Genomic DNA, 18358 nt, shown 5'->3' with positions numbered 1-18358 from the left:
TCCGTGATACTGGGCTGCGTTTTGCTGCTCTCAGGATCATGTTCAACTCTGCTTGCCGAGGAAGTAGAGATGGTCGACTTCGGTCGTGAAATTCGACCGATTCTTTCGAATCATTGTTTTCAATGTCATGGTTCAGATGAAGGAACTCGCGAAGCTGACATGCGGTTGGATCTCCGTGAGGCGGCGATTGAAGCGGGAGCGATCAACCTGGATGAACTTTCTGAAAGTGAATTGCTCCAGCGCATCAAAAGCCATGACGACTCAATCAAGATGCCCCCGGAGGAAGTCAACAAACCACTGACTCCTCAGCAAATCTCGACGCTCGAATTATGGGTTAAGCAGGGGGCAGAATATGGAGATCACTGGGCATTCGAGAGAATCGAAAAACCTGCGATTCCGGAAACGTCACAAGACCCTTGGTGCCGAAACGAAATTGATGCCTTTGTTCTGCGGAAACTACAGGGTGCAAATTTGAAGCACTCACCTGAAGCGAATCGCGAAACGCTCATCCGCAGACTCTATCAAGATTTGCTGGGACTTCTGCCAAATCCAACAGAAGTTGCAGACTTCGTCAATGACAAGTCGCCTCAGGCGTATCAAAAACTTGTTGATCGCTTACTGGCGAGTCCGCACTACGGAGAACGCTGGGGACGCCACTGGCTCGATCAGGCGCGCTATGCTGATTCTCAGGGCTACACGATTGATGGCCCTCGCGTCATGTGGCCTTATCGTGACTGGGTCATCAACGCGATCAATGACGACATGCCATTTGATCAATTCACGATCGAACAAATCGCAGGTGACTTGCTCCCGAACGCAACAAAATCTCAACAGGTCGCTACTGCGTTTCATCGAAACACGATGATCAATCAGGAAGGGGGAGTGAAGCCTGATGAATACCGAAATGAAGCTCTCATCGACCGGACCAACACAACCGGAGCCGTCTGGCTGGGACTCACGGTCGGCTGCACGCAATGTCATTCACACAAATTCGACCCCATCTCACATGACGAATATTACAGCCTCTACGCCTTCTTCAACGACGCTGCCGACTCGAATAACACCGGCCCGACAGTCGATGTGTATGAAGAGGAAATGTTCGGCTGGAGCGACGAGCAATACCAACAGCTCGCTGAACTGAAAAAGTTGCAGAAATCGATCGTCGAATTAGAGAAGCAAATCAAAGATGAAACCGGTCTTGAGAAAGTCGAATGGGACTGGGTGAAACCACACTTGGTCAAACACGAAACAGAAAGTGGCGTCCCGTTGAGTCTCCTCGACGAGGGATCGTTCTTAGTGAAAGAGAAACCTGCTCCGAACGAAACATTCAAAGTCACATTAGGACCACCCGACTCGAATGGGAGTGGCGAGAACAGCATCACCGCGATCCGGTTGCGGGTCTTGCCTCATGATTCGCTTCCCTCGAATGGTCCGGGGTACGCCTCGAACGGAAATTTTGTCCTCACCGATTTCTCGATTTTCGTACAAGGAGAAGAACAGCCACTCGACCGAGCCTGGGCTGATCACAGCCAACCGAAGTTCGACGTCTCAGGAGCAATCGACAACGATGCGAAATCGGGTTGGGCAATCAATGTGAATTCGGCACAAGCCAAAGCTGGCAAAAAAATGAATGCCCCGCACGAAGCGGTCTTCACATTCTTGAAGCCGGTAAACTTACAAGATGCCGCTATCGAAGTCGTCATGAAACATGCATCGAACTCAAATTATCTTGTCGGGCATTTTGCCTTCGATGTCACTTCAACACCGGTTCCAGGAGCAGAGGATCAATCAGAACTCAAAGCGGAGCTTGCCGCAGCGAAAAAGCAAGCAGCCAAGTTAAAGTCTCTGCTACCGGGACAAGGCAAACCGGTCAGACAGATGGTGATTCAACAACAGGCAAAAATCCCGGCAACGTACCGACTGATACGAGGAGACTTTCTGGACCCTGACGAAGAAGGAGGAGCTCTCTCCCCGACGGTTCCAGCAGCGTTAATGACCGGACAGGAAAAACCTGAATTCAAGAACCGTCTCGATCTCGCGCATTGGCTCGTCTCACGAGACAATCCTCTCACGGCAAGAGTGACCGTCAATCGTGTCTGGGCAAAGTATTTCGGTCGTGGACTGGTCGAAACCGAGAACGATTTTGGATTTCAAGGAACGCAACCGACTCACCCCGAATTGCTTGACTGGTTATCCGTCAGTTTGATGGAGAATGGCTGGTCGATGAAAGAGCTACATCGATTCATCGTCAGCTCCGCGACCTACCGGCAGGCAAGCGATTTTAAACCGGAGCATCTCAAGAAAGATCCGGGAAATTATTTGCTCGCGCGGCAGTCTCGATTCCGTGTCGAAGCGGAAATTGTCCGTGACCAGGCACTCTCTGCCAGCGGATTACTCACACCAGACCTTGGTGGACCGAGTGTCTATCCGCCACAACCGGATGGAGTCTACAACTTCACGCAAAGCAAGAAGAGCTGGCCCACAGAAACCGGAGCCGACCGCTACCGACGGACGATGTACACCATGTTCTACCGCAGCGCTCCGTATCCGCTGCTTTCAACTTTTGACACGCCCGATTTCAGCACAACCTGTACACGTCGCGTTCGCTCAAACACCCCTCTGCAATCTCTGACGATGGCGAACGATGTTGTTTTTCAGGAGTTTGCAGCTGGTCTCGCCAAACGTGTCACCAATGATGAATCAATCAAATCCCTGAGCGATCAGTTGAAGCAACTTTTTCGGTTCACACTCATCCGCACTCCAAACCCTGCCGAAATCGATGTCCTAAATCACTTTTACCACCGCGAACTGGAACGATTCCAGGCGACTCCCAAAGCAGCCGAAGAATACGTTCAGGCAGACTCCGAAGGAACGGACCCTCTGCAACTTGCCGCCCTCACCAGCCTCGCCCGCGTTCTGTTGAACACGGATGAATTCATGACTCGTAACTGAGTCAACATTTTGCCTTTCGCATGAATTCGCTTTCATACATTCTGATCAAACTCCCGTCATTGCAGCCATCAAGCACGATTTCGGAAGTCTGTGACCAAAGCGTTTTCAGCGAGCGACAAAGAATTGAGCATCATGAATAACGAAAGAAATCAACTCAAACAGCTGCAGCAGCTGGCATCTCGTCGACAGTTCCTGGAACAGTCCGGTTTGACACTTGGGAGTATCGCGCTGGCGAATTTACTTTCAGAGGAAAGCAGAGCTGCGACAATCGATCAGCCGATGGCAGTCCGCGATGGTCACTTCCCGGCGAAGATCAAGAACGTGATTTTCATGTTCATGGCAGGCGGTCCGAGCCAACTCGAGTTGTTTGAACCTAAGCCGATGCTCAACAAGTTCCACGGCAAAGTTCCGCCAGAATCTCTAACAAAAGGGCGACGCTTCGCCTTTCTTAAGCCCGACACGAAACTTCTCGGCTGCGAGAGATCGTTCCAGAAGTATGGTGAATCGGGGATGGATCTCAGCGAACTTCTGCCGCACCACCAAAGCATTGTTGATGAAGTTTGCTGGCTGCGCGGAGTTCGTACAGATGTCTTCAACCACGGTCCCGCGAAGCTGTTTATGAACTGTGGTTTTCAGGCGCCTGGACGTCCAAGCCTCGGAGCCTGGGCAACCTATGGACTCGGAAGTGAATCACAAAACCTGCCCGGATTTGTTGTGCTTCAATCTGGACCTCGCGGCCCCCGTGCCGGAAACACACTCTGGTCAAGTGGGTTCCTGCCAACAAGTTATCAAGGTGTTCCATTCCGCAGTTCCGGGAGTCCGATCCTCAATCTCGACAACCCGCCCGGAATCTCCCGCGAGGCCCAAGCCGATTTCACCAGCACTGTCGGTCAACTGAATCAGCTGCGGATGGATGCAACTTCCGATCCGGAAATTGCCACACGCATCAACGCCTACGAAACCGCGTTCGCGATGCAGGCCTCTGCTCCAGAACTGATGGAAGTCGAGCAGGAATCCGAAGCAACGCTTAATCAATACGGCATCGAAGCTGGCAAACCTTCCTTCGGGAAGAACTGTTTATTGGCGCGTCGACTGGTTGAACGGGGTGTCCGCTTTGTACAGCTCTACCATACCGACTGGGATCACCACGGAGGAAAAGGAGCCGATCTTCGCGACGCCATGCAAAAGATCTGCAAAGAAGTTGATCAGGCAGCCGCTGCGCTTGTCTTGGATCTGAAAGCCCGTGGGCTCCTTGATGAAACGCTCGTCATCTGGGGAGGAGAATTTGGTCGCACGCCGATGGGTGAGGTCCGCGACTCAATCGGACGTGACCACCACATCGATGCCTTCACCATGTGGATGGCGGGCGGAGGACTCAAACCGGGACACATCCATGGCTCGACCGACGATCTCGGCTTTGGCGTCGACACCGGCGAAGTCCACGTTCACGACCTGCACGCCACAATCCTGCACCTGTTAGGTCTGGATCACAAACGGCTCACCTACCGCTTCCAGGGCCGAGATTTCCGCTTAACTGATGTGCATGGGAATGTGGTAAAGGAAATCCTTGCGTGACCAGAAGTCTTGTAAAGCAGCCTGCTCCGGAGAGTTCCCAAAATGTGTGCTCGTGCAGGAAGAGTTAAAGCCCCGTGATCACAGGCAAGCGTTGTGGGAGGACCTCAACTGTCACTGGTTGATCGCTGCGGGTATCGCCATCCGCCGTCAGCGTTAATGGGGGAGAGGACTTGATGGAGACCGATTGGCATCTGCGATAAACAATGTTCTCGTTGGTCAGGTAGTCGCTCAAAGTATACTGGGTCACCAAGCCCGCGACCGCCACTGGAGTACAGTCCAGCACAAGAATCACATCGATCAATCCATCATTGATTTTTGCGTCAGGAGCAACTGGCAATCCGCCCCCTGTCACACTTCCATTCGCTAGAAACAGATTCAGGGCCTGAAAACTCTCGCTGGATGTATTATCAAATTCCAACTCGACATCGAAGACCTGCAAATTCGCTGCGAGATCAACCGCACCTCGCAAGTAGACGAGCGGCCCCCAGAACTTTTTCATCTCATCCGTAATCCAATCTGAATAGAGTCCGGTGTTGCCAGCTGTTGCCATATTCAGATAGTGAAAAGTTTCCGCCTCTGATCGAACTTCAATCACATCGATCATGGTCGGTTCACGTTGCTCGATGAGCGAAAAAGCTTCAACCGGATTCCAGGGAATCTGCGTATTGCGAGAAAAGTCGTTGCCCGTCCCCAGCGGAAGTACTCCCAAAGGAATGTCCTGATCGGAAGCAAGCAAGCCCTCCATCACTGTGTTGACAGTCCCATCTCCGCCCGCAGCGACGATGACCCTCGCATCTTCCTGCGAGACTTTGGCTGCGTATTCTCGAGCATGATCTGATGATTCCGATTCGAGCACCACGACATCGGAACGTGAATTGAAAGTTTCCAGCAGTTCGGCGTATTTCTCTGCCTGGCTGGCATGTCTGTTCCAGATTACATGAATCGATCGCTTCATCTTTTTCTCACTACCGGTTCCAAAGCATTTTTAATGCTCGTTCTGCCCGTGAAGCTCTCTCATCAAGAGGCAGAACATGAAGACGCGTTTTGAATTCGCAAACCCTGACACAGCCTGAAAACTCAACATCATTCCAATGAACGACAACAGCTTCGGGAACACTATTCGTCTCCTCCGACTCCCTCTGAACGAGCAGATGAGATGAAATGAACGACTTGTGAAAGTGATTCCAGCATGTTTTCCAGTTGAGATTTTTCGCTGATGGCTGTTCGTATTTGAATGGCTGCTTCACCGCTACGGATTTTCAGATTCGCCTCCGGATGTAGCTTGACCAAATTCAGTAAAACTTCCCGGCAGTTTGAAGAAAAACATCGCTGTACTGCCTGAGCATCTTCACTGGTCACAACAAGATTCTGATCGAATAATTCATCATCTTCGAAAGAGACCCGATGGGCTTCCAGCGAACGTTGTAACTCTCCTACAAAACCTGTTGCTGAGTGTATCTGAATATCTGACGGCAATTTTGTATCGTCAAATGTCATCACTAGACGAACCTCCTCGACAGCCATGATTCCGGTGTCGGAACTGTCCGGAGGGATCAGTAAAACAAATGGATGTCCTGAATAATTCCCTGAGACACGTGGTCCTTCCTCCGTCAATTCATAGCGACAATGGTGCTTCCGGGCGAAAGATTTCCAGACATCCTCTCTGCGTTTATTGAGGAAATACGTGAGCAGAGCCAGCCCCGCGACCAGGATCAACAACCCTCCCCACACAATGATGGTTGTATTTGCTGCCAAGCTCTGACTAATCATGTTCTTTGACTCCACACTGTCAATTTCTCTCTCAGCCTGGCACAAAATCGACCAGCCAGACTCCTCATACGACTCAAGAGAAATTCAACGTCCTGTCTCTTTCTTGAGACAACAGGACAATACCGGGCATCTCGGTGACGACCAGCATCATCGGATTGTTCACTATGGAATAGACCAGTGCAAAAACCAAGCCGAAACCCTTCTGTCAGCGATTGCACACCAGAAGACGTTCCGATTTTATCATGCTCTGAATGAGCTATTGATCGGATTTTTCTGGAGTCTCTGATTCCTGTGCGAGTCGATGCTCTTTGAAAAACTTGATGATCAGCGGTGGAGCCTCGCTGGGAAATTTGTGGGCTCCGGGATGAATGTAGGTGACGACGGGAGTTTTGTTTTTTGAAGCGTACTCAGTTCCGTACGGCGACCATTTCTTCCCTGTCGATTCACACTCATTCAGTTTTCTCAGGCGGTCCATGGTCGCCTGTTGCCAAGTATATTTCACAAGGTTGTCTTGCTCTCCAGCGAGGTGCATGACCGGCTTGGGGGTGAGAGAATTTCGAACCTGACCGGCAGCCGCTGCACTGGGAGCCATCGCAGCGAAGATCTCTCCTCGCTCAGCCCAAAGCAAATATGTGAAAGCCCCTCCATTGGAATGACCGGTTGAATAGATGCGGGATTTATCGACCGGGAACTCTTCTTCTATTCGAGCAAGAACCTTATCGAAGAATTTCAAATCGCGATCTTCTTCAGATCCTGCGCCATGCTGCCAGCCGTTTCGTTTTCCCTCAGGGTCGGACAGTTTTCCGGGAGTCGGAATGCCCTGCATATACACAACAATCGCATCAGGCCAGTGGACATGCAGCTTGAACGATCGAGCTGCATGTCGTGCCGTTCCGCCATGTCCGTGAAAACCGAAAACGACCGGTCGCGGAGTCTCCTGTTCTTCAGGGATCTGCAGCAGAAATTCCCGGTCTAGGTCATCAACTTTGATGTCATACTTCTTTAGAGTCGGCTCCCCGAAAACGCGGCGCTGTGCCGCACTGGTTGAAGAGAATTGAAGTATGACCACCATCACAAACAGAGTCGGGAACAGCTTCATGGGAGTAGACCTTACGTGATGGCGTGTGTGGACATTTTCAACACGATGTCATTCAACTTCAACACTGTGTCATTTAACACCGTGTCATTTAACACAATGTCATGGATATGAATGAAATCGGCGTGAGTCACTTCGCTTAGGATTCGTACATCGATGCGACGTAGTCCCCATATCCGTTGTACTTCACAGTGGGGAAACGTTCCCGGCTTCCGAGCATCCATTCGGTCGCCTGACTCCAGCGAGGATGTGGAACTTCCGGGTCGACGTTCGCTTCGAAGCCGTATTCGTGCGGCATGAGTGTATTCCAGAAAGTCGCTGGCTGTTTGTCGGTCAGTTCGATTTTGACAATCGACTTAATACTCTTGAATCCATACTTCCAGGGAGCCACCAACCGAACCGGAGCTCCGTGCTGTTTCGGAAGCGGAGCTCCATAGATGCCGGTTGCCAGCAACATCAGCGGATTCATCGCTTCTTCAATCGTGACTCCTTCTGAATAGGCCCAAGGATATTGGTCGTATTGTTGCATGGGAGCGACTTTAGGATCCATAAAAGTCACGAGACGAACATACTTCGCAGAAGCGAGCGGTTCGACTTTGGCAAGCAAATCACTGAGCGGAAATCCGGTCCAGGGAACGCACATTGACCACGTCTCCACGCAGCGATGGCGATACGCACGTTCTTCGAGCGTGAACTCTTTATAGATGTCATCCAGATCGAACGTCTTTGGATTTTTACACAACCCTGTGACCGATACTTTCCATGGCGTCGGCTCGAAGTCTTCAACAAATCGGAACACCTCTTTGGATGTCGAAAACTCGTAGAAGTTGGTGTACTGAGCTGCATCTTTGCGAACCGATTCGGCACGCCCATACTCGAATTTATCATTTCGCGGGAAGGGATAGTTCTGTTTCCCTTCTTCGACTTCGCCAGCTGCATCGATTTCTTCAAGAGTGGCTTTCTTGCACCCCAGCATTGAAGCGGACAATCCGGCTCCTGCGATCACTCCAATTGATTTCAGAAACTCCCGGCGAGCGGTTTTGTTGGAATAGATCGACTGGTCCGTAATTTGATTCTGTGGAAGATCCCAAGGACGCCGTACGAAGTAATTCATTCCCAGTTCCTGATCAGCTATGAGCTTTTATGATAAAGATTCACATATCTGCCTCATGAAGAGCAGGCTATGTCATTGAGTCACCAATTTGGCGATTGCAGTCGGTCACTGAATTATAAGTCGCTTTGCCTGGCAGGCCAATATGAGCTTTCCTGTTGCACGCTTGTGCTGCAAAACTGCTGACCTCAACAGAGCTTCAACAGAGACCTCAACAGGGGGCTTCAACAGAAATGGTGGGTGATCAGTTCATTTTGTCGCGAGTCGATTTGAGCACCTCCGCCGGGAACTGATTCAATCCTCAATCCCTGTTACCCATTCTGCGGATAAGTTCCAGGACGATGGCACGGAATCTGGGTTCGGACGACGAAGCAACATGGACGACATGTTCACCATCTGCGATTGTCAGAGCGTCTGGATTGCAAAGATTCGTGATCGTTGCCAATCCACAAACCCGCATCCCCAGCTCTGTTGCGACTGCGACTTCGGGTACTGTCGACATCCCGATTGCATCGGCAAGCATGCGGTAAAATCGCATTTCTGAGCGAGTTTCGTAGTTGGGGCCGGTGACCGAAATGTAAGTTCCAACGCTCAGTCGAAGATTCAACTTTCGGCTCAGTTCTAACACCATGCTTTTCATCTGCTCATCGTAACGACCTGCGACTGTTCGCCGATGTTCGCAGCAGCGATCTCTTTTTGGCGAAAAGAGAAAGTCGACCTGATCGTCGATGAGCATGATATCCCCCGCCTCAAATCGAGGAGAAAGACCGCCGGCAGCACATGAAACAATCAGATTTTTCACGCCAAGGTGTTTGAGAACATGAACCGGAAACGTGATCTCATCTCGCGAGACGCCCTCATAGCAGTGCGAACGTCCTCGAAGTGCGATGACCGGAGTTGAGTCCACATGACCGCAAACCAGTTCTCCAGCATGTCCGATGGCGGTCGATGACCGGAAGCCAGCCAATTCCGAATAAGGAATCAAAACATCAACATTCATCCCATCCACAAACGCTCCCAGACCCGTCCCGAGGATCACTGCAAACTCCGGCGCTGCCGTCCAACGACCACGGATTTGATCGATGGATTTCCGGAGATCCGCCGAATTGTCCAGATCAGGAGTCAATGGAGAACTTGCTTGAAATCGAATGCAGTTGATGAGAATGGCTCGAGCATATTAGCTGGTTGAGCCAGAATCACCTATTGTATGATCGATAGAAAATCGAATCTCAAGCACTTCACTGCTTCGAATCATTATTGTGAGAGCCATTTATGTCTGCATCATTGACTCCATCATTGATTGTGCGATTGCTCCTGATCATCACATCAATGAACGTCACATCGCTCGTGAATGCAGAGTCGCCTGACCTCGAGGCACTCACGAAAACTCAAGACAAACGCCTGAAAAAACAAATCGAAGTGCTCACCGCACAAATCCAACAAACTCCCGACGTCGTTGGACTCTATTCGCAGCGGGGTGATGCCCACTTTTTTTCTGGTGAGTTCAAAGAAGCGGTCGCTGACTACAGCAAAATGGTCGAGTTGAATCCCCAAAGTGACGTCTCTCATTGGCGGAGGGGGATTGCCTATTTTTACGCAACTCAATATGACATGGCGGCTGGACAATTTGACCGTTATCACTCCTTTGACAATGTCGACCGCGAAAACGGGATCTGGCGATACTTGTCACATTACAAATCAAAAGGAGCTGATGCGGCACGAAAAGAGTTACTCAAATATGACAAAGACGACCGTGAGCCATTTGGAGACGTCTATCAGCTCTTTTCCGGAACCCTGACCGGCAAGCAGATTCTGGACAAAATTGAGTCAGCTGAGATCACTGAGAGAGAACGGGAAAAGCGGATGTTTTATGCTTCTCTGTATGTTGGCCTGTACGACGCCGTCGAAGGACGATCGGAATCGGCCAAGAAGAATTTAACTCGAGCCGCCCAGAACACCTGGGCCCCCAAAGCGGGCTATGGACCTCACTACATGTGGCAAGTCGCACGCTTGCACGCATTGGGACTTTCCTCCGAATAAAACAGGTGGCAAAAAATAGGTGTCAAACTTGAAAATCGGAAGACTTGCGTCTCTCTCCTGCCCGTGAAGGCTACTTTTCATCTGATGAATCACTCATTTCCACGAGACTGGTTACGGACGTCTCTTCAAACATGCTTTCGCTCGGCTCTTTTCGAAATCAGTTACTGCTGATGCGACTTTCAATTCCATGGATGACCTGAACACTCGACAATCGAGCCTTTCTCGATTCGATCTCATCATACTGCCCACCCTCTTTCTGGTGCTGGCAGTGATTTGTCTGTTTACGATTGACGAGACCGTTGCGGGTTACTTTTCGCATTCCAGGTTGCAGGGAGAGTTCAAAAAATTCGTGAACACTGCTGAGCACTTCGGAACACCTTACGGACAATTTCTGGTTCTCTTCTGTTTCTCTGTCGCAAACGCCTGTCAGGACCGACGAGTCTATCGCATTTTCATTGGAACATGTGCAGCTGGTTTGGCAGCGAATGTCGTGAAGCTTTTTATTGGCAGAACACGTCCTCGAGAGTTTGACTTCAGCCAGAACAACATCTTTGAGAGCTTCACAGGTCTTTTCCCGTTTCACTCAGGTGGGTCAGCTATCGAAAGTTTCCCCTCTGCTCACACCGCATCCGCATTCGGATTTGCCGCTTTACTGACCTGGGCCTTTCCAAAAGGAAAGTCAGCGTTTCTCACTCTCGCCTTTCTGGTGGGCCTCCAACGCGTCTCGAATTCTTCACACTACCCGAGTGATATCTTCGTTGGGGCTGCTCTGGGCTGGCTGATCGGACTTTCGTTTATCGGTAATAACTGGGGGACACGAAAGTTTCAGAAGTTCGAAAATGCCCTCCTCAAAACCCAGAACCCTGCTGAACCAGAAACATCGCAAACCTCCTCAGTGGAATAAAATCCCCCACTCTAAAAAGAGGATCGAGTGTCAAAACGGACAAAAACCGAGTTCGTTTCCAGCACTTACCCACGAAATCAGCTCAAGCGGCAAACTTCTCTCGTATCCCCCATTGTGAACCCGTAAACTAGGTCAGTTTGCTCTACTGTTTGCCCGTGAAGAACGCATTTCTCCAGTAAAAATGCTGTTCGCCACGAGGCAGATCCTGCAAACCAATTCGAAAGATGCTCTCACGGGATCTTGACGACTCGAAGGCTCGGAAATTCGTTTGCTCTCACTGAACACAGAGGGACCATCCGCTCGATCAACCGAGTTGCTCGATTCATATCGGAATCTCTCTTCAAGGGGTCGTCACGTCGAAAAGTTGGTGATAACTACTGGAAAACGACGGGACAACTCTGTTGGTTTCAGAGGTCCAATTCGGGCCTGTTCATAACCACCTGCTATGTCGACACTTCAGTCACAGAGTTCAGACAGGATATGAACCGGTTTTCGACGCTTTTTTCTTGCGTCCGAATTGAATTAAACGCCTATTTTTCATAGACTTGCGTTCTACGAAATGAAGTTATCAACTGCTCAATCTTCTCTTTGATAATACTGCTGATAATCTTTAAATATGATTCTTTTCTAAGAGTCATTTTCGAAGCCACTTGTTAGAAACTGAATCAAGACAATGAAGCTGACCTGCTCTCGAAACGTACTCTCCTCTGCTTTCCAAATTGTCGGGAGTGTTGTACCAACGCGAACTCCGAAGGAAATCCTTCGCAATGTCAAACTGACTTTGACAGATGGCCGAGCGACGCTCCTCGGAACTGATCAGGAAGTTGGGATTCGATATGAAATTCCAGACGTCGAGACTGACTCCGTCGGTGAAGTCCTGCTTCCAACGCAACGTGTGAATGCGATCCTGCGAGAAGTTCAGGATGACCAGATCAGTCTTGAAGTGAACGAAGACGCACTTTGGATTCGCAGCAGCCAAAGTGAATTCCGTTTGAGCGTTGAAGACGCTGCCGAGTTTCCAAGTGTGGCGAGCTTCGAGGATGAGAACTACTACCTCATCGGCGGGAAGTCTTTGAAGCAGGCCATTCAACGAACCATCTTCGCGACAGACGTCGAGAGCACCCGCTACGCCTTAGGTGGAGTCTTGATGGAAGTTGATGCCGAGAAGCTCACGCTGGCCGCGACAGACAGCCGTAGGCTGGCTGTGTGCCACACAACCTGCAAGGCACACGGGAATGTCTCCGAAGAGATTGGTCAACCAGTGATCCCTGCTAAGGCGATGTCGCTAATTGAAAGATCTATCGACAACGATGAAGAAGACGTCAAAGTTGCGATCCATCAAAATGAGGTTCTGGTTCAAAGTGGACAATCGACCATCTACGCTCGTCTGGTCGAAGGCCGTTTTCCACGATATCAGGATGTGATTCCGGGAGAATACACTTCAAAAATCGACCTCGTCGTCGGCCCGTTCCTCTCAGCTGTCCGTCAAGCAATGATCGTCACAAACGAAGAAAGTCGCGGAGTCGATTTTGGGTTTGACGACGGAACGCTGACTCTGACAAGTGTTGGCCAGGATGTGGGATCATCAAAAATTGCATTGCCAATCAGTTACGATGGCGACGCCGTGATCGTGACCTTTGATCCGAAGTATGTTCAGGAATTCCTGCGCGTCCTCGATTCAGCTGGACCAGTCTCTCTCAACCTGGTCGATGGTAATAGTGCCGCGGTTTTCAAAGCGGATGAAAACTACACTTACGTCGTCATGCCGTTGTCGCGGGATGATTAGATTGATGCCGATGAGCTCATTTGCGGAGTCGAAACATGAGCCGACCTCCGAAGTATCGCGGGAGTCCTTACGGTGCTAAGGACCCTGAAAATCTCGATAACATCCTCTCCGAACTTTTTCATTTGCGGGGTTACAACCGTTTCAAAGCGAATGAGCAATTGCAGGAGATGTGGGACCAGGTCGCTGGAGAGTTTTCTCATGCAGCTATGAAGGTGAAGGGAATCAAAAATGGTGTTCTTGAAATTACCCTGAGTAATTCAGCTCTCCTCTATCAATTGGATAGCTTTTATAAGGCTGAATTTCTCCACACGATTCAGACGGAATATAAGCATCTCAAAGTGCGTGAGATCAAGTTTCGTCTAAAAGGGAATCTGAATAAGTAGATGCCATGAACTGGCATTGATAACTGGGATGTCACGAATGAGTGCAGAGAACGAAAAGAAGACACAAGATTACAATTCAGACTCTATTCAACACCTGGAAGGGATCGAAGGGATTCGGCACCGGCCAGCGATGTATATTGGAGGAACCGATCTCTCCGGATTGCATCACCTCGTCTACGAAGTGACCGACAATGTTCTCGATGAATACTCGAACGGATATGCCACGACCGCGAACGTGACAATCAACGGAGACGGATCGATCACCGTTGCCGACGATGGACGCGGAATCCCCATCGATACGATGAAGGACACCGGGAAAACCGCTCTTGAAGTCGTCTTCACGGAGATCCATTCCGGAGGAAAATTCGATCGAAAAGCTTATGCGGTCGGGACTGGTGGACTTCACGGTGTCGGAATCACTGCAGTCAATGCCTGCTCAGAATGGCTGGAAGTCGAAGTCAGTCGGGACGGATTTGTCTATCGGATGGAGTTCGGCAAAGGTCGAGTGACCTCCGGATTAGTCAAAGGGGGAGCGACCGATCAAACCGGAACCAAAGTGACCTTCAAGCCAGATGCAGGGATCTTTCCCAATACAACGTTCAGCTACGATGTGATTCACAAACGGTTGCAGGACTGCGCCTTCCTGAATGCTGGGGTCCGCATCTTTATCTCAGATAAAAGAACCGGTCAGTCAGACACCTTCCATTACGAGGATGGACTTGCTGAGTTTGTGAAGTGGATCAATCGTACAGAAACCGTCATTCACAACGATGTGATTCGGGTCATCGGTCAGGTCGACGCCGTCGTTGTCGATATCGCTTTGCAATGGAACGATGGCTATTCCGAAAGTATTCGCTGCTTTGCAAACGGAATCTCCAACTCTGAAGGAGGAACACATTTCTCCGGATTCAAAACGGCACTGACGCGGACGCTGAACAACTACGGGAAAAAGAATAACCTCTTCAAGGATATGACTCCCGCTGGAGACGATTTCCGTGAAGGCTTGGCCGGCGTCATCACCGTTCGAATTCCGAATCCGCAGTTTGAAGCTCAAACGAAAATTAAGCTCACAAATCCAGAAGTCGAGGGCGCTGTCAACTCGGTCGTGGGGGATGTGCTCAATAAATACCTGGAAGAGAACCCAGCAATCGCCAAGCTGATTTGTCAGAAATCACTGCGTGCTGCAGAGGCTCGAGAAGCTGCGAAAAAAGCTCGTGATATGGCCCGCAGCCAAACGAAAACCGGCTCGGGCGGACTCCCGGAGAAACTGCGAGATTGCCGAAAGCACGACTTGAATCTATCTGAACTGTACCTGGTGGAAGGAGACTCGGCCGGTGGGTCTGCTGATACGGGACGAGACTCTGAGTATCAGGCGATTCTTCCGTTGCGAGGTAAAATCCTGAACGTCGAAAAGGCACAACTTCTCAAGGTCTTGGCAAACACTGAAGTAACAGCCATCTTCAAAGCGATTGGAATCACTCCGCTGGCTGAAGAGCAGGACATCGCCAAACGTCGCTATGGGAAAATCATTCTCATGACGGACGCCGACGTCGACGGTTCACACATTCGCACCCTGCTACTGACATTCATTTTCCGACACATGCGGGAACTTGTGAAGCAAGGCTGCGTTTACGTTGCTCAACCACCGCTGTATCGAGTCATCCAGAAAGGCAAACGGAACCAGAAGCCGCGCTACGTGCAGACACACGAAGAGATGATGACCGAGTTGTTGGAAATTGGATTGGAAGATTCCACGCTTCTACTCAATCCCAGAAGGAACCTTCTCAAAACTGCCGATCAACTGGAGGGTGGCAATTACCCGGAACCGACTGGCGAACCACGCGAGTTCTCGACAGAACAACTGACTCAACTCGCTGGTCCACTCAGCAAAATTGAAGAGGCCCTCGAAGCTTTAGAGCGACGTGGAGTCTCGCTGCGACGCCTGGCGATGAATCATGCGACAGAAGAAGGCTTGTTGCCGAGATACCGAGTGACGCTCAATGCCGAAGATCACTGGTTCTTCACCAAGACTGAAATGGAAGCGTATCTTCAGGATCAGGAGGAAGCTCAAGGTCGGGCGATGAAAGTCTCGGATCAAGAGTTGGAAGTTGGCGACAATGTCGAAGAGGAGCCAGCACCAGAAGATGAATCATTAACTCTGAATGTCCTTGATCTCTTCGAAGTTCGCACAATCAATTCCGTCTTGCAAACTCTGAAAGAAGAGTACGAAATCTCGCTGAACGACTTTCTTGACCCACCTCCGCGGAATGTTGAAAAAGTCTTCCCTTATGAAATCATCAATAAGGACATCCAAAAACCACTACAGAATCTGCGAGCGGTCATCCCGACATTGCGGGACATCGGCGGACGTGGAATGCAGCGGACTCGATTCAAAGGTTTGGGCGAAATGAACCCGGACGAACTCTTCGAGACAGCAATGGATCCCGATACCCGTATTCTGATGCAGGTCACCCTCGATGATGCCGCAGCCGCTGAAGAGATTTTCCGCGTCCTGATGGGGGATCACGTCGAACCCCGCCGTGAGTTCATCGAGAAGCACGCCCTGGATGTGAAAGATCTCGACGTTTAGAGCATCTTTCGAATTGGTTTGCAGAACTTGAAGACATAAATTTGTTTGACTTTAAGATCAACGCATAAAAAAATCCCCCGGCAAGAAACATGTTCTTTGCCGGGGGATTTTTGTTTCGAAGTTATTTCGCCAACGGTGTGAGCGTGGCGGACATCATTCGACCGCTTTCCATACGTGGGAATTGCTCGACGGTAGAAACGTCAGAGAGCATTTCGATCACGTTGTTCAGGAGTTCCCGACCGAGATCGTGGTGAGCATTTTCACGACCGCGGAACATGACATTGATTTTGACTTTGTCACGTCGTTCCAGAAATTTGCGTGCTGAGTCAACTTTGACTTTCACGTCGTGCTCACCGATCTTGGCGCGCAAACGAATTTGTTTGAGCTGTGTTCGGTGTTGTTTGGGGCCAGCTGATTTCTTCTTTTTCTCGTATCGGACTTTACTGTAGTCCATGATCCGACAAACAGGTGGGTCGGCATTGTCGCCAACCATCACGAGGTCCATGCCCCCTTCTTCTGCCAATTCAAGAGCTTTGGCAGTTTCCATTTCTCCTAGCATTTCTCCTTCGGAATCGACTACCCGGACATTTGGAACCCGGATGTCTTCGTTCATTCTCGGGCCAGTGTTTTGTGGCTTCGAGATGGATTGAGGTCGTCTGATTGGATGTCTCCTTCTGAAACAAGTGAAAACTGAGTGTGACTAATTTCTGTCACTGAAAATGCAAATCGTATCGTCTGTTAGCAATACGGATAAACACAGGAAAAATTCGAATGAATTCGAAAATTACGAGAAAATTGAGTCTCAATTCAATCGGAATATCTATCGAGAAACACCGAAGAGGCTTCGCGACAGTTCTTTTCACTGAAACTATTTCGTCGTCTCTAACTATGAATGTGACTTTTTTGGTGCAATTAGTCAATACATGCGGGTTGTTTGGTATGTCACACGGCAGCATCTGCCTCTAGTAAATCAAAGATATTCGGAGCTTTGGGGAGGCTCATTCCTGGCTCACGGCGGTTTTCGCGCTCGTTTGCCTCATTCACACTGATAGCTCGCCCACAAACAGAAGCACCATTCAATCGGGCAATCGCCTCTTCGGCATCTTCCATGTTTGGCATTCGGACAAATGCAAATCCACGCGATTTGCCTGTTGTGCGGTCAGTCATCATTTGTACTGCGGAAACATGCCCATAATTTTCAAAAACTGACCGAAGATCAGAATCCGTTGCTTCGTACGATAAGTTTCCGACAAAAATACTCGTCATTTCATTACTCCAATAAAAAATATGTCTCACAAGGAGATTGGTCGGCGAAAAGAAATCCGACCTCAGCTAAGACAGCTGATTAATTTCCTGGGTCGCTGAATTCGTCAGTGCGACAGGAAAAGAATTTGAAGTGCAACGCTGCACTTTCACGAAACGGATACAAATTCAAAGCGATTTTAAGGCCATGGATCGATTGAACTTGCGATACGATAAGAGTTGACAAAGCTTTGAATTGGACCTTCCCTGGCTGGCGGAAGGAGATTTCAAAGATTGTGATGGTTTTAAAAGCACAAAAACCGATCAACAGCTACGCTTGCCAAACTCAGCCCAGCAAACATCAATTAAGATTGATAATAGAACATATTCTTTGATCGACTGACTGACTAGGGGAATTTACGCGAAAGCGGCCAGAATTGGGAAAAAAGGAGACAAAAGTTCATGAGTTAGGTCGAAACCGCCGGATTTCAGTCCCATTCACGTTCAGGAGAGCCAACTTTTGAATTGATACATCTTTTTCCCATACTGCAAAGGTTAAATCTGTCCTGCATTCCTGTTCTACAGAGGTGGGGCATCCCCGGGCGGCACTTGCTGACTTGTCCAGCAGTGCCAATGGACGTTCAATTTGGGCAAGGTGTCCTTGTTTATAACGGATTGCGTGCCACAGTCTCTGCGAGCCGTGCGAGTGCAGTTGCCACATTTTACGATACGGAGACGTCCAGCAACAGCGATCACTCCGCACTGCACGGGTTGGCACAAGCGTTGCACGAAAGATTCATCATTATCCGGGCCCCCGGCATATTATACGCATACCTTTCGTATAGCATGTGAACCTTGAGTGGTGTAGCAAGGAAAAACGACCAGCGCTCCGTCGCAACTAGTTTCGCA

Annotated in this window: 15 protein-coding genes; 8 read left to right on the top strand and 7 right to left on the bottom strand. The window is 49.8% G+C overall.

Going from position 1 to position 18358, the window contains the following annotated elements; genetic code table 11:
• Positions 1-69: 69 nt before the first annotated feature.
• Both Mal48_RS21280 and Mal48_RS21275 read left to right on the top strand, forming a co-directional pair.
• Positions 70-2952 carry a PSD1 and planctomycete cytochrome C domain-containing protein gene (locus Mal48_RS21280; RefSeq protein ID WP_197441888.1) on the top strand — a complete coding sequence of 961 codons (2883 nt, stop codon included), beginning with the start codon at positions 70-72 and terminating at the stop codon, positions 2950-2952.
• 132 nt (positions 2953-3084) lie between these two features.
• A complete protein-coding gene (locus tag Mal48_RS21275) occupies positions 3085-4527 on the top strand; it encodes a DUF1501 domain-containing protein (RefSeq protein WP_145204583.1) in 1443 nt (480 codons plus the stop codon).
• Between the two features lie 64 nt (positions 4528-4591).
• Here the strand turns inward: Mal48_RS21275 and Mal48_RS21270 are convergent, their stop codons facing one another.
• The 5 genes from Mal48_RS21270 to Mal48_RS21250 form a co-directional block, all read right to left on the bottom strand.
• Entirely contained in the window at positions 4592-5482 is an 891-nt protein-coding gene (locus Mal48_RS21270) for a diacylglycerol/lipid kinase family protein (protein ID WP_145204580.1), read from the bottom strand.
• 161 nt (positions 5483-5643) lie between these two features.
• Positions 5644-6297 carry a hypothetical protein gene (locus tag Mal48_RS21265; RefSeq protein WP_145204577.1) on the bottom strand — a complete coding sequence of 218 codons (654 nt, stop codon included), beginning with the start codon at positions 6295-6297 and terminating at the stop codon, positions 5644-5646.
• Positions 6298-6553: 256 nt separating this feature from the next.
• Entirely contained in the window at positions 6554-7396 is an 843-nt protein-coding gene (locus Mal48_RS21260; protein WP_197441887.1) for an alpha/beta hydrolase family esterase, read from the bottom strand.
• A gap of 136 nt (positions 7397-7532) precedes the next feature.
• On the bottom strand, positions 7533-8507 hold the full coding sequence (gene msrP, locus Mal48_RS21255; protein WP_145204574.1) for a protein-methionine-sulfoxide reductase catalytic subunit MsrP: 975 nt from the start codon (positions 8505-8507) through the stop codon (positions 7533-7535).
• 298 nt (positions 8508-8805) lie between these two features.
• Complete coding sequence (locus Mal48_RS21250; RefSeq protein ID WP_197441886.1) at positions 8806-9630, bottom strand: purine-nucleoside phosphorylase; 825 nt, start codon at positions 9628-9630, stop codon at positions 8806-8808.
• Positions 9631-9776: 146 nt separating this feature from the next.
• Between Mal48_RS21250 and Mal48_RS21245 the strand changes: the two genes are divergently transcribed.
• The 5 genes from Mal48_RS21245 to Mal48_RS21225 all read left to right on the top strand — a co-directional run bounded on the left by Mal48_RS21245 (position 9777) and on the right by Mal48_RS21225 (position 16207).
• Complete coding sequence (locus tag Mal48_RS21245; RefSeq protein WP_145204568.1) at positions 9777-10544, top strand: tetratricopeptide repeat protein; 768 nt, start codon at positions 9777-9779, stop codon at positions 10542-10544.
• Between the two features lie 187 nt (positions 10545-10731).
• The gene (locus Mal48_RS21240) at positions 10732-11448 is read left to right on the top strand and encodes a phosphatase PAP2 family protein (RefSeq protein WP_145204565.1); all 717 of its coding nucleotides are present in this window, start codon (positions 10732-10734) and stop codon (positions 11446-11448) included.
• A 673-nt stretch (positions 11449-12121) separates the two neighbouring features.
• Positions 12122-13234: a DNA polymerase III subunit beta gene (dnaN, locus tag Mal48_RS21235; RefSeq protein WP_145204562.1), complete on the top strand. Its 1113-nt coding sequence runs from the start codon at positions 12122-12124 to the stop codon at positions 13232-13234.
• Positions 13235-13269: 35 nt separating this feature from the next.
• Positions 13270-13617 carry a DUF721 domain-containing protein gene (locus Mal48_RS21230; RefSeq protein ID WP_145204559.1) on the top strand — a complete coding sequence of 116 codons (348 nt, stop codon included), beginning with the start codon at positions 13270-13272 and terminating at the stop codon, positions 13615-13617.
• A gap of 37 nt (positions 13618-13654) precedes the next feature.
• Positions 13655-16207, top strand: coding sequence for a DNA gyrase subunit B (locus Mal48_RS21225; RefSeq protein WP_145204556.1), 2553 nt, complete (start codon positions 13655-13657; stop codon positions 16205-16207).
• Between the two features lie 121 nt (positions 16208-16328).
• On the opposite strand, the gene infC is transcribed toward Mal48_RS21225, so the two are convergent.
• Together infC and Mal48_RS21215 are read right to left on the bottom strand one after the other, a co-directional pair.
• Complete coding sequence (gene infC / locus Mal48_RS21220; protein WP_145204553.1) at positions 16329-16820, bottom strand: translation initiation factor IF-3; 492 nt, start codon at positions 16818-16820, stop codon at positions 16329-16331.
• Positions 16821-17149: 329 nt separating this feature from the next.
• On the bottom strand, positions 17150-17473 hold the full coding sequence (locus tag Mal48_RS21215; RefSeq protein ID WP_145204550.1) for an RNA recognition motif domain-containing protein: 324 nt from the start codon (positions 17471-17473) through the stop codon (positions 17150-17152).
• A gap of 609 nt (positions 17474-18082) precedes the next feature.
• On the opposite strand from Mal48_RS21215, the gene Mal48_RS21210 reads away from it, so the two are divergent.
• Positions 18083-18301: a hypothetical protein gene (locus tag Mal48_RS21210; protein WP_145204548.1), complete on the top strand. Its 219-nt coding sequence runs from the start codon at positions 18083-18085 to the stop codon at positions 18299-18301.
• Positions 18302-18358 lie beyond the last annotated feature (57 nt).

It is taken from the genome of Thalassoglobus polymorphus (assembly GCF_007744255.1).
GTDB lineage: Bacteria > Planctomycetota > Planctomycetia > Planctomycetales > Planctomycetaceae > Thalassoglobus > Thalassoglobus polymorphus.
Note: the sequence above shows the minus strand (reverse complement) of the source record. Positions and strands in the feature narration are given on the sequence as shown.

What these genes read in the sequence shown, in the direction of transcription:
- Mal48_RS21280 (WP_197441888.1), top strand. Translation starts at nt 70, where the DNA reads ATGGTCGACTTCGGTCGTGAAATTCGACCGATTCTTTCGAATCATTGT.
- Mal48_RS21275 (WP_145204583.1), top strand. Translation starts at nt 3,085, where the DNA reads ATGAATAACGAAAGAAATCAACTCAAACAGCTGCAGCAGCTGGCATCT.
- Mal48_RS21270 (WP_145204580.1), bottom strand. Translation starts at nt 5,482, where the DNA reads ATGAAGCGATCGATTCATGTAATCTGGAACAGACATGCCAGCCAGGCA.
- Mal48_RS21265 (WP_145204577.1), bottom strand. Translation starts at nt 6,297, where the DNA reads ATGATTAGTCAGAGCTTGGCAGCAAATACAACCATCATTGTGTGGGGA.
- Mal48_RS21260 (WP_197441887.1), bottom strand. Translation starts at nt 7,396, where the DNA reads ATGAAGCTGTTCCCGACTCTGTTTGTGATGGTGGTCATACTTCAATTC.
- msrP (WP_145204574.1), bottom strand. Translation starts at nt 8,507, where the DNA reads ATGAATTACTTCGTACGGCGTCCTTGGGATCTTCCACAGAATCAAATT.
- Mal48_RS21245 (WP_145204568.1), top strand. Translation starts at nt 9,777, where the DNA reads ATGTCTGCATCATTGACTCCATCATTGATTGTGCGATTGCTCCTGATC.
- Mal48_RS21240 (WP_145204565.1), top strand. Translation starts at nt 10,732, where the DNA reads ATGGATGACCTGAACACTCGACAATCGAGCCTTTCTCGATTCGATCTC.
- dnaN (WP_145204562.1), top strand. Translation starts at nt 12,122, where the DNA reads ATGAAGCTGACCTGCTCTCGAAACGTACTCTCCTCTGCTTTCCAAATT.
- Mal48_RS21230 (WP_145204559.1), top strand. Translation starts at nt 13,270, where the DNA reads ATGAGCCGACCTCCGAAGTATCGCGGGAGTCCTTACGGTGCTAAGGAC.
- Mal48_RS21225 (WP_145204556.1), top strand. Translation starts at nt 13,655, where the DNA reads ATGAGTGCAGAGAACGAAAAGAAGACACAAGATTACAATTCAGACTCT.
- infC (WP_145204553.1), bottom strand. Translation starts at nt 16,820, where the DNA reads ATGAACGAAGACATCCGGGTTCCAAATGTCCGGGTAGTCGATTCCGAA.
- Mal48_RS21215 (WP_145204550.1), bottom strand. Translation starts at nt 17,473, where the DNA reads ATGACGAGTATTTTTGTCGGAAACTTATCGTACGAAGCAACGGATTCT.
- Mal48_RS21210 (WP_145204548.1), top strand. Translation starts at nt 18,083, where the DNA reads ATGGACGTTCAATTTGGGCAAGGTGTCCTTGTTTATAACGGATTGCGT.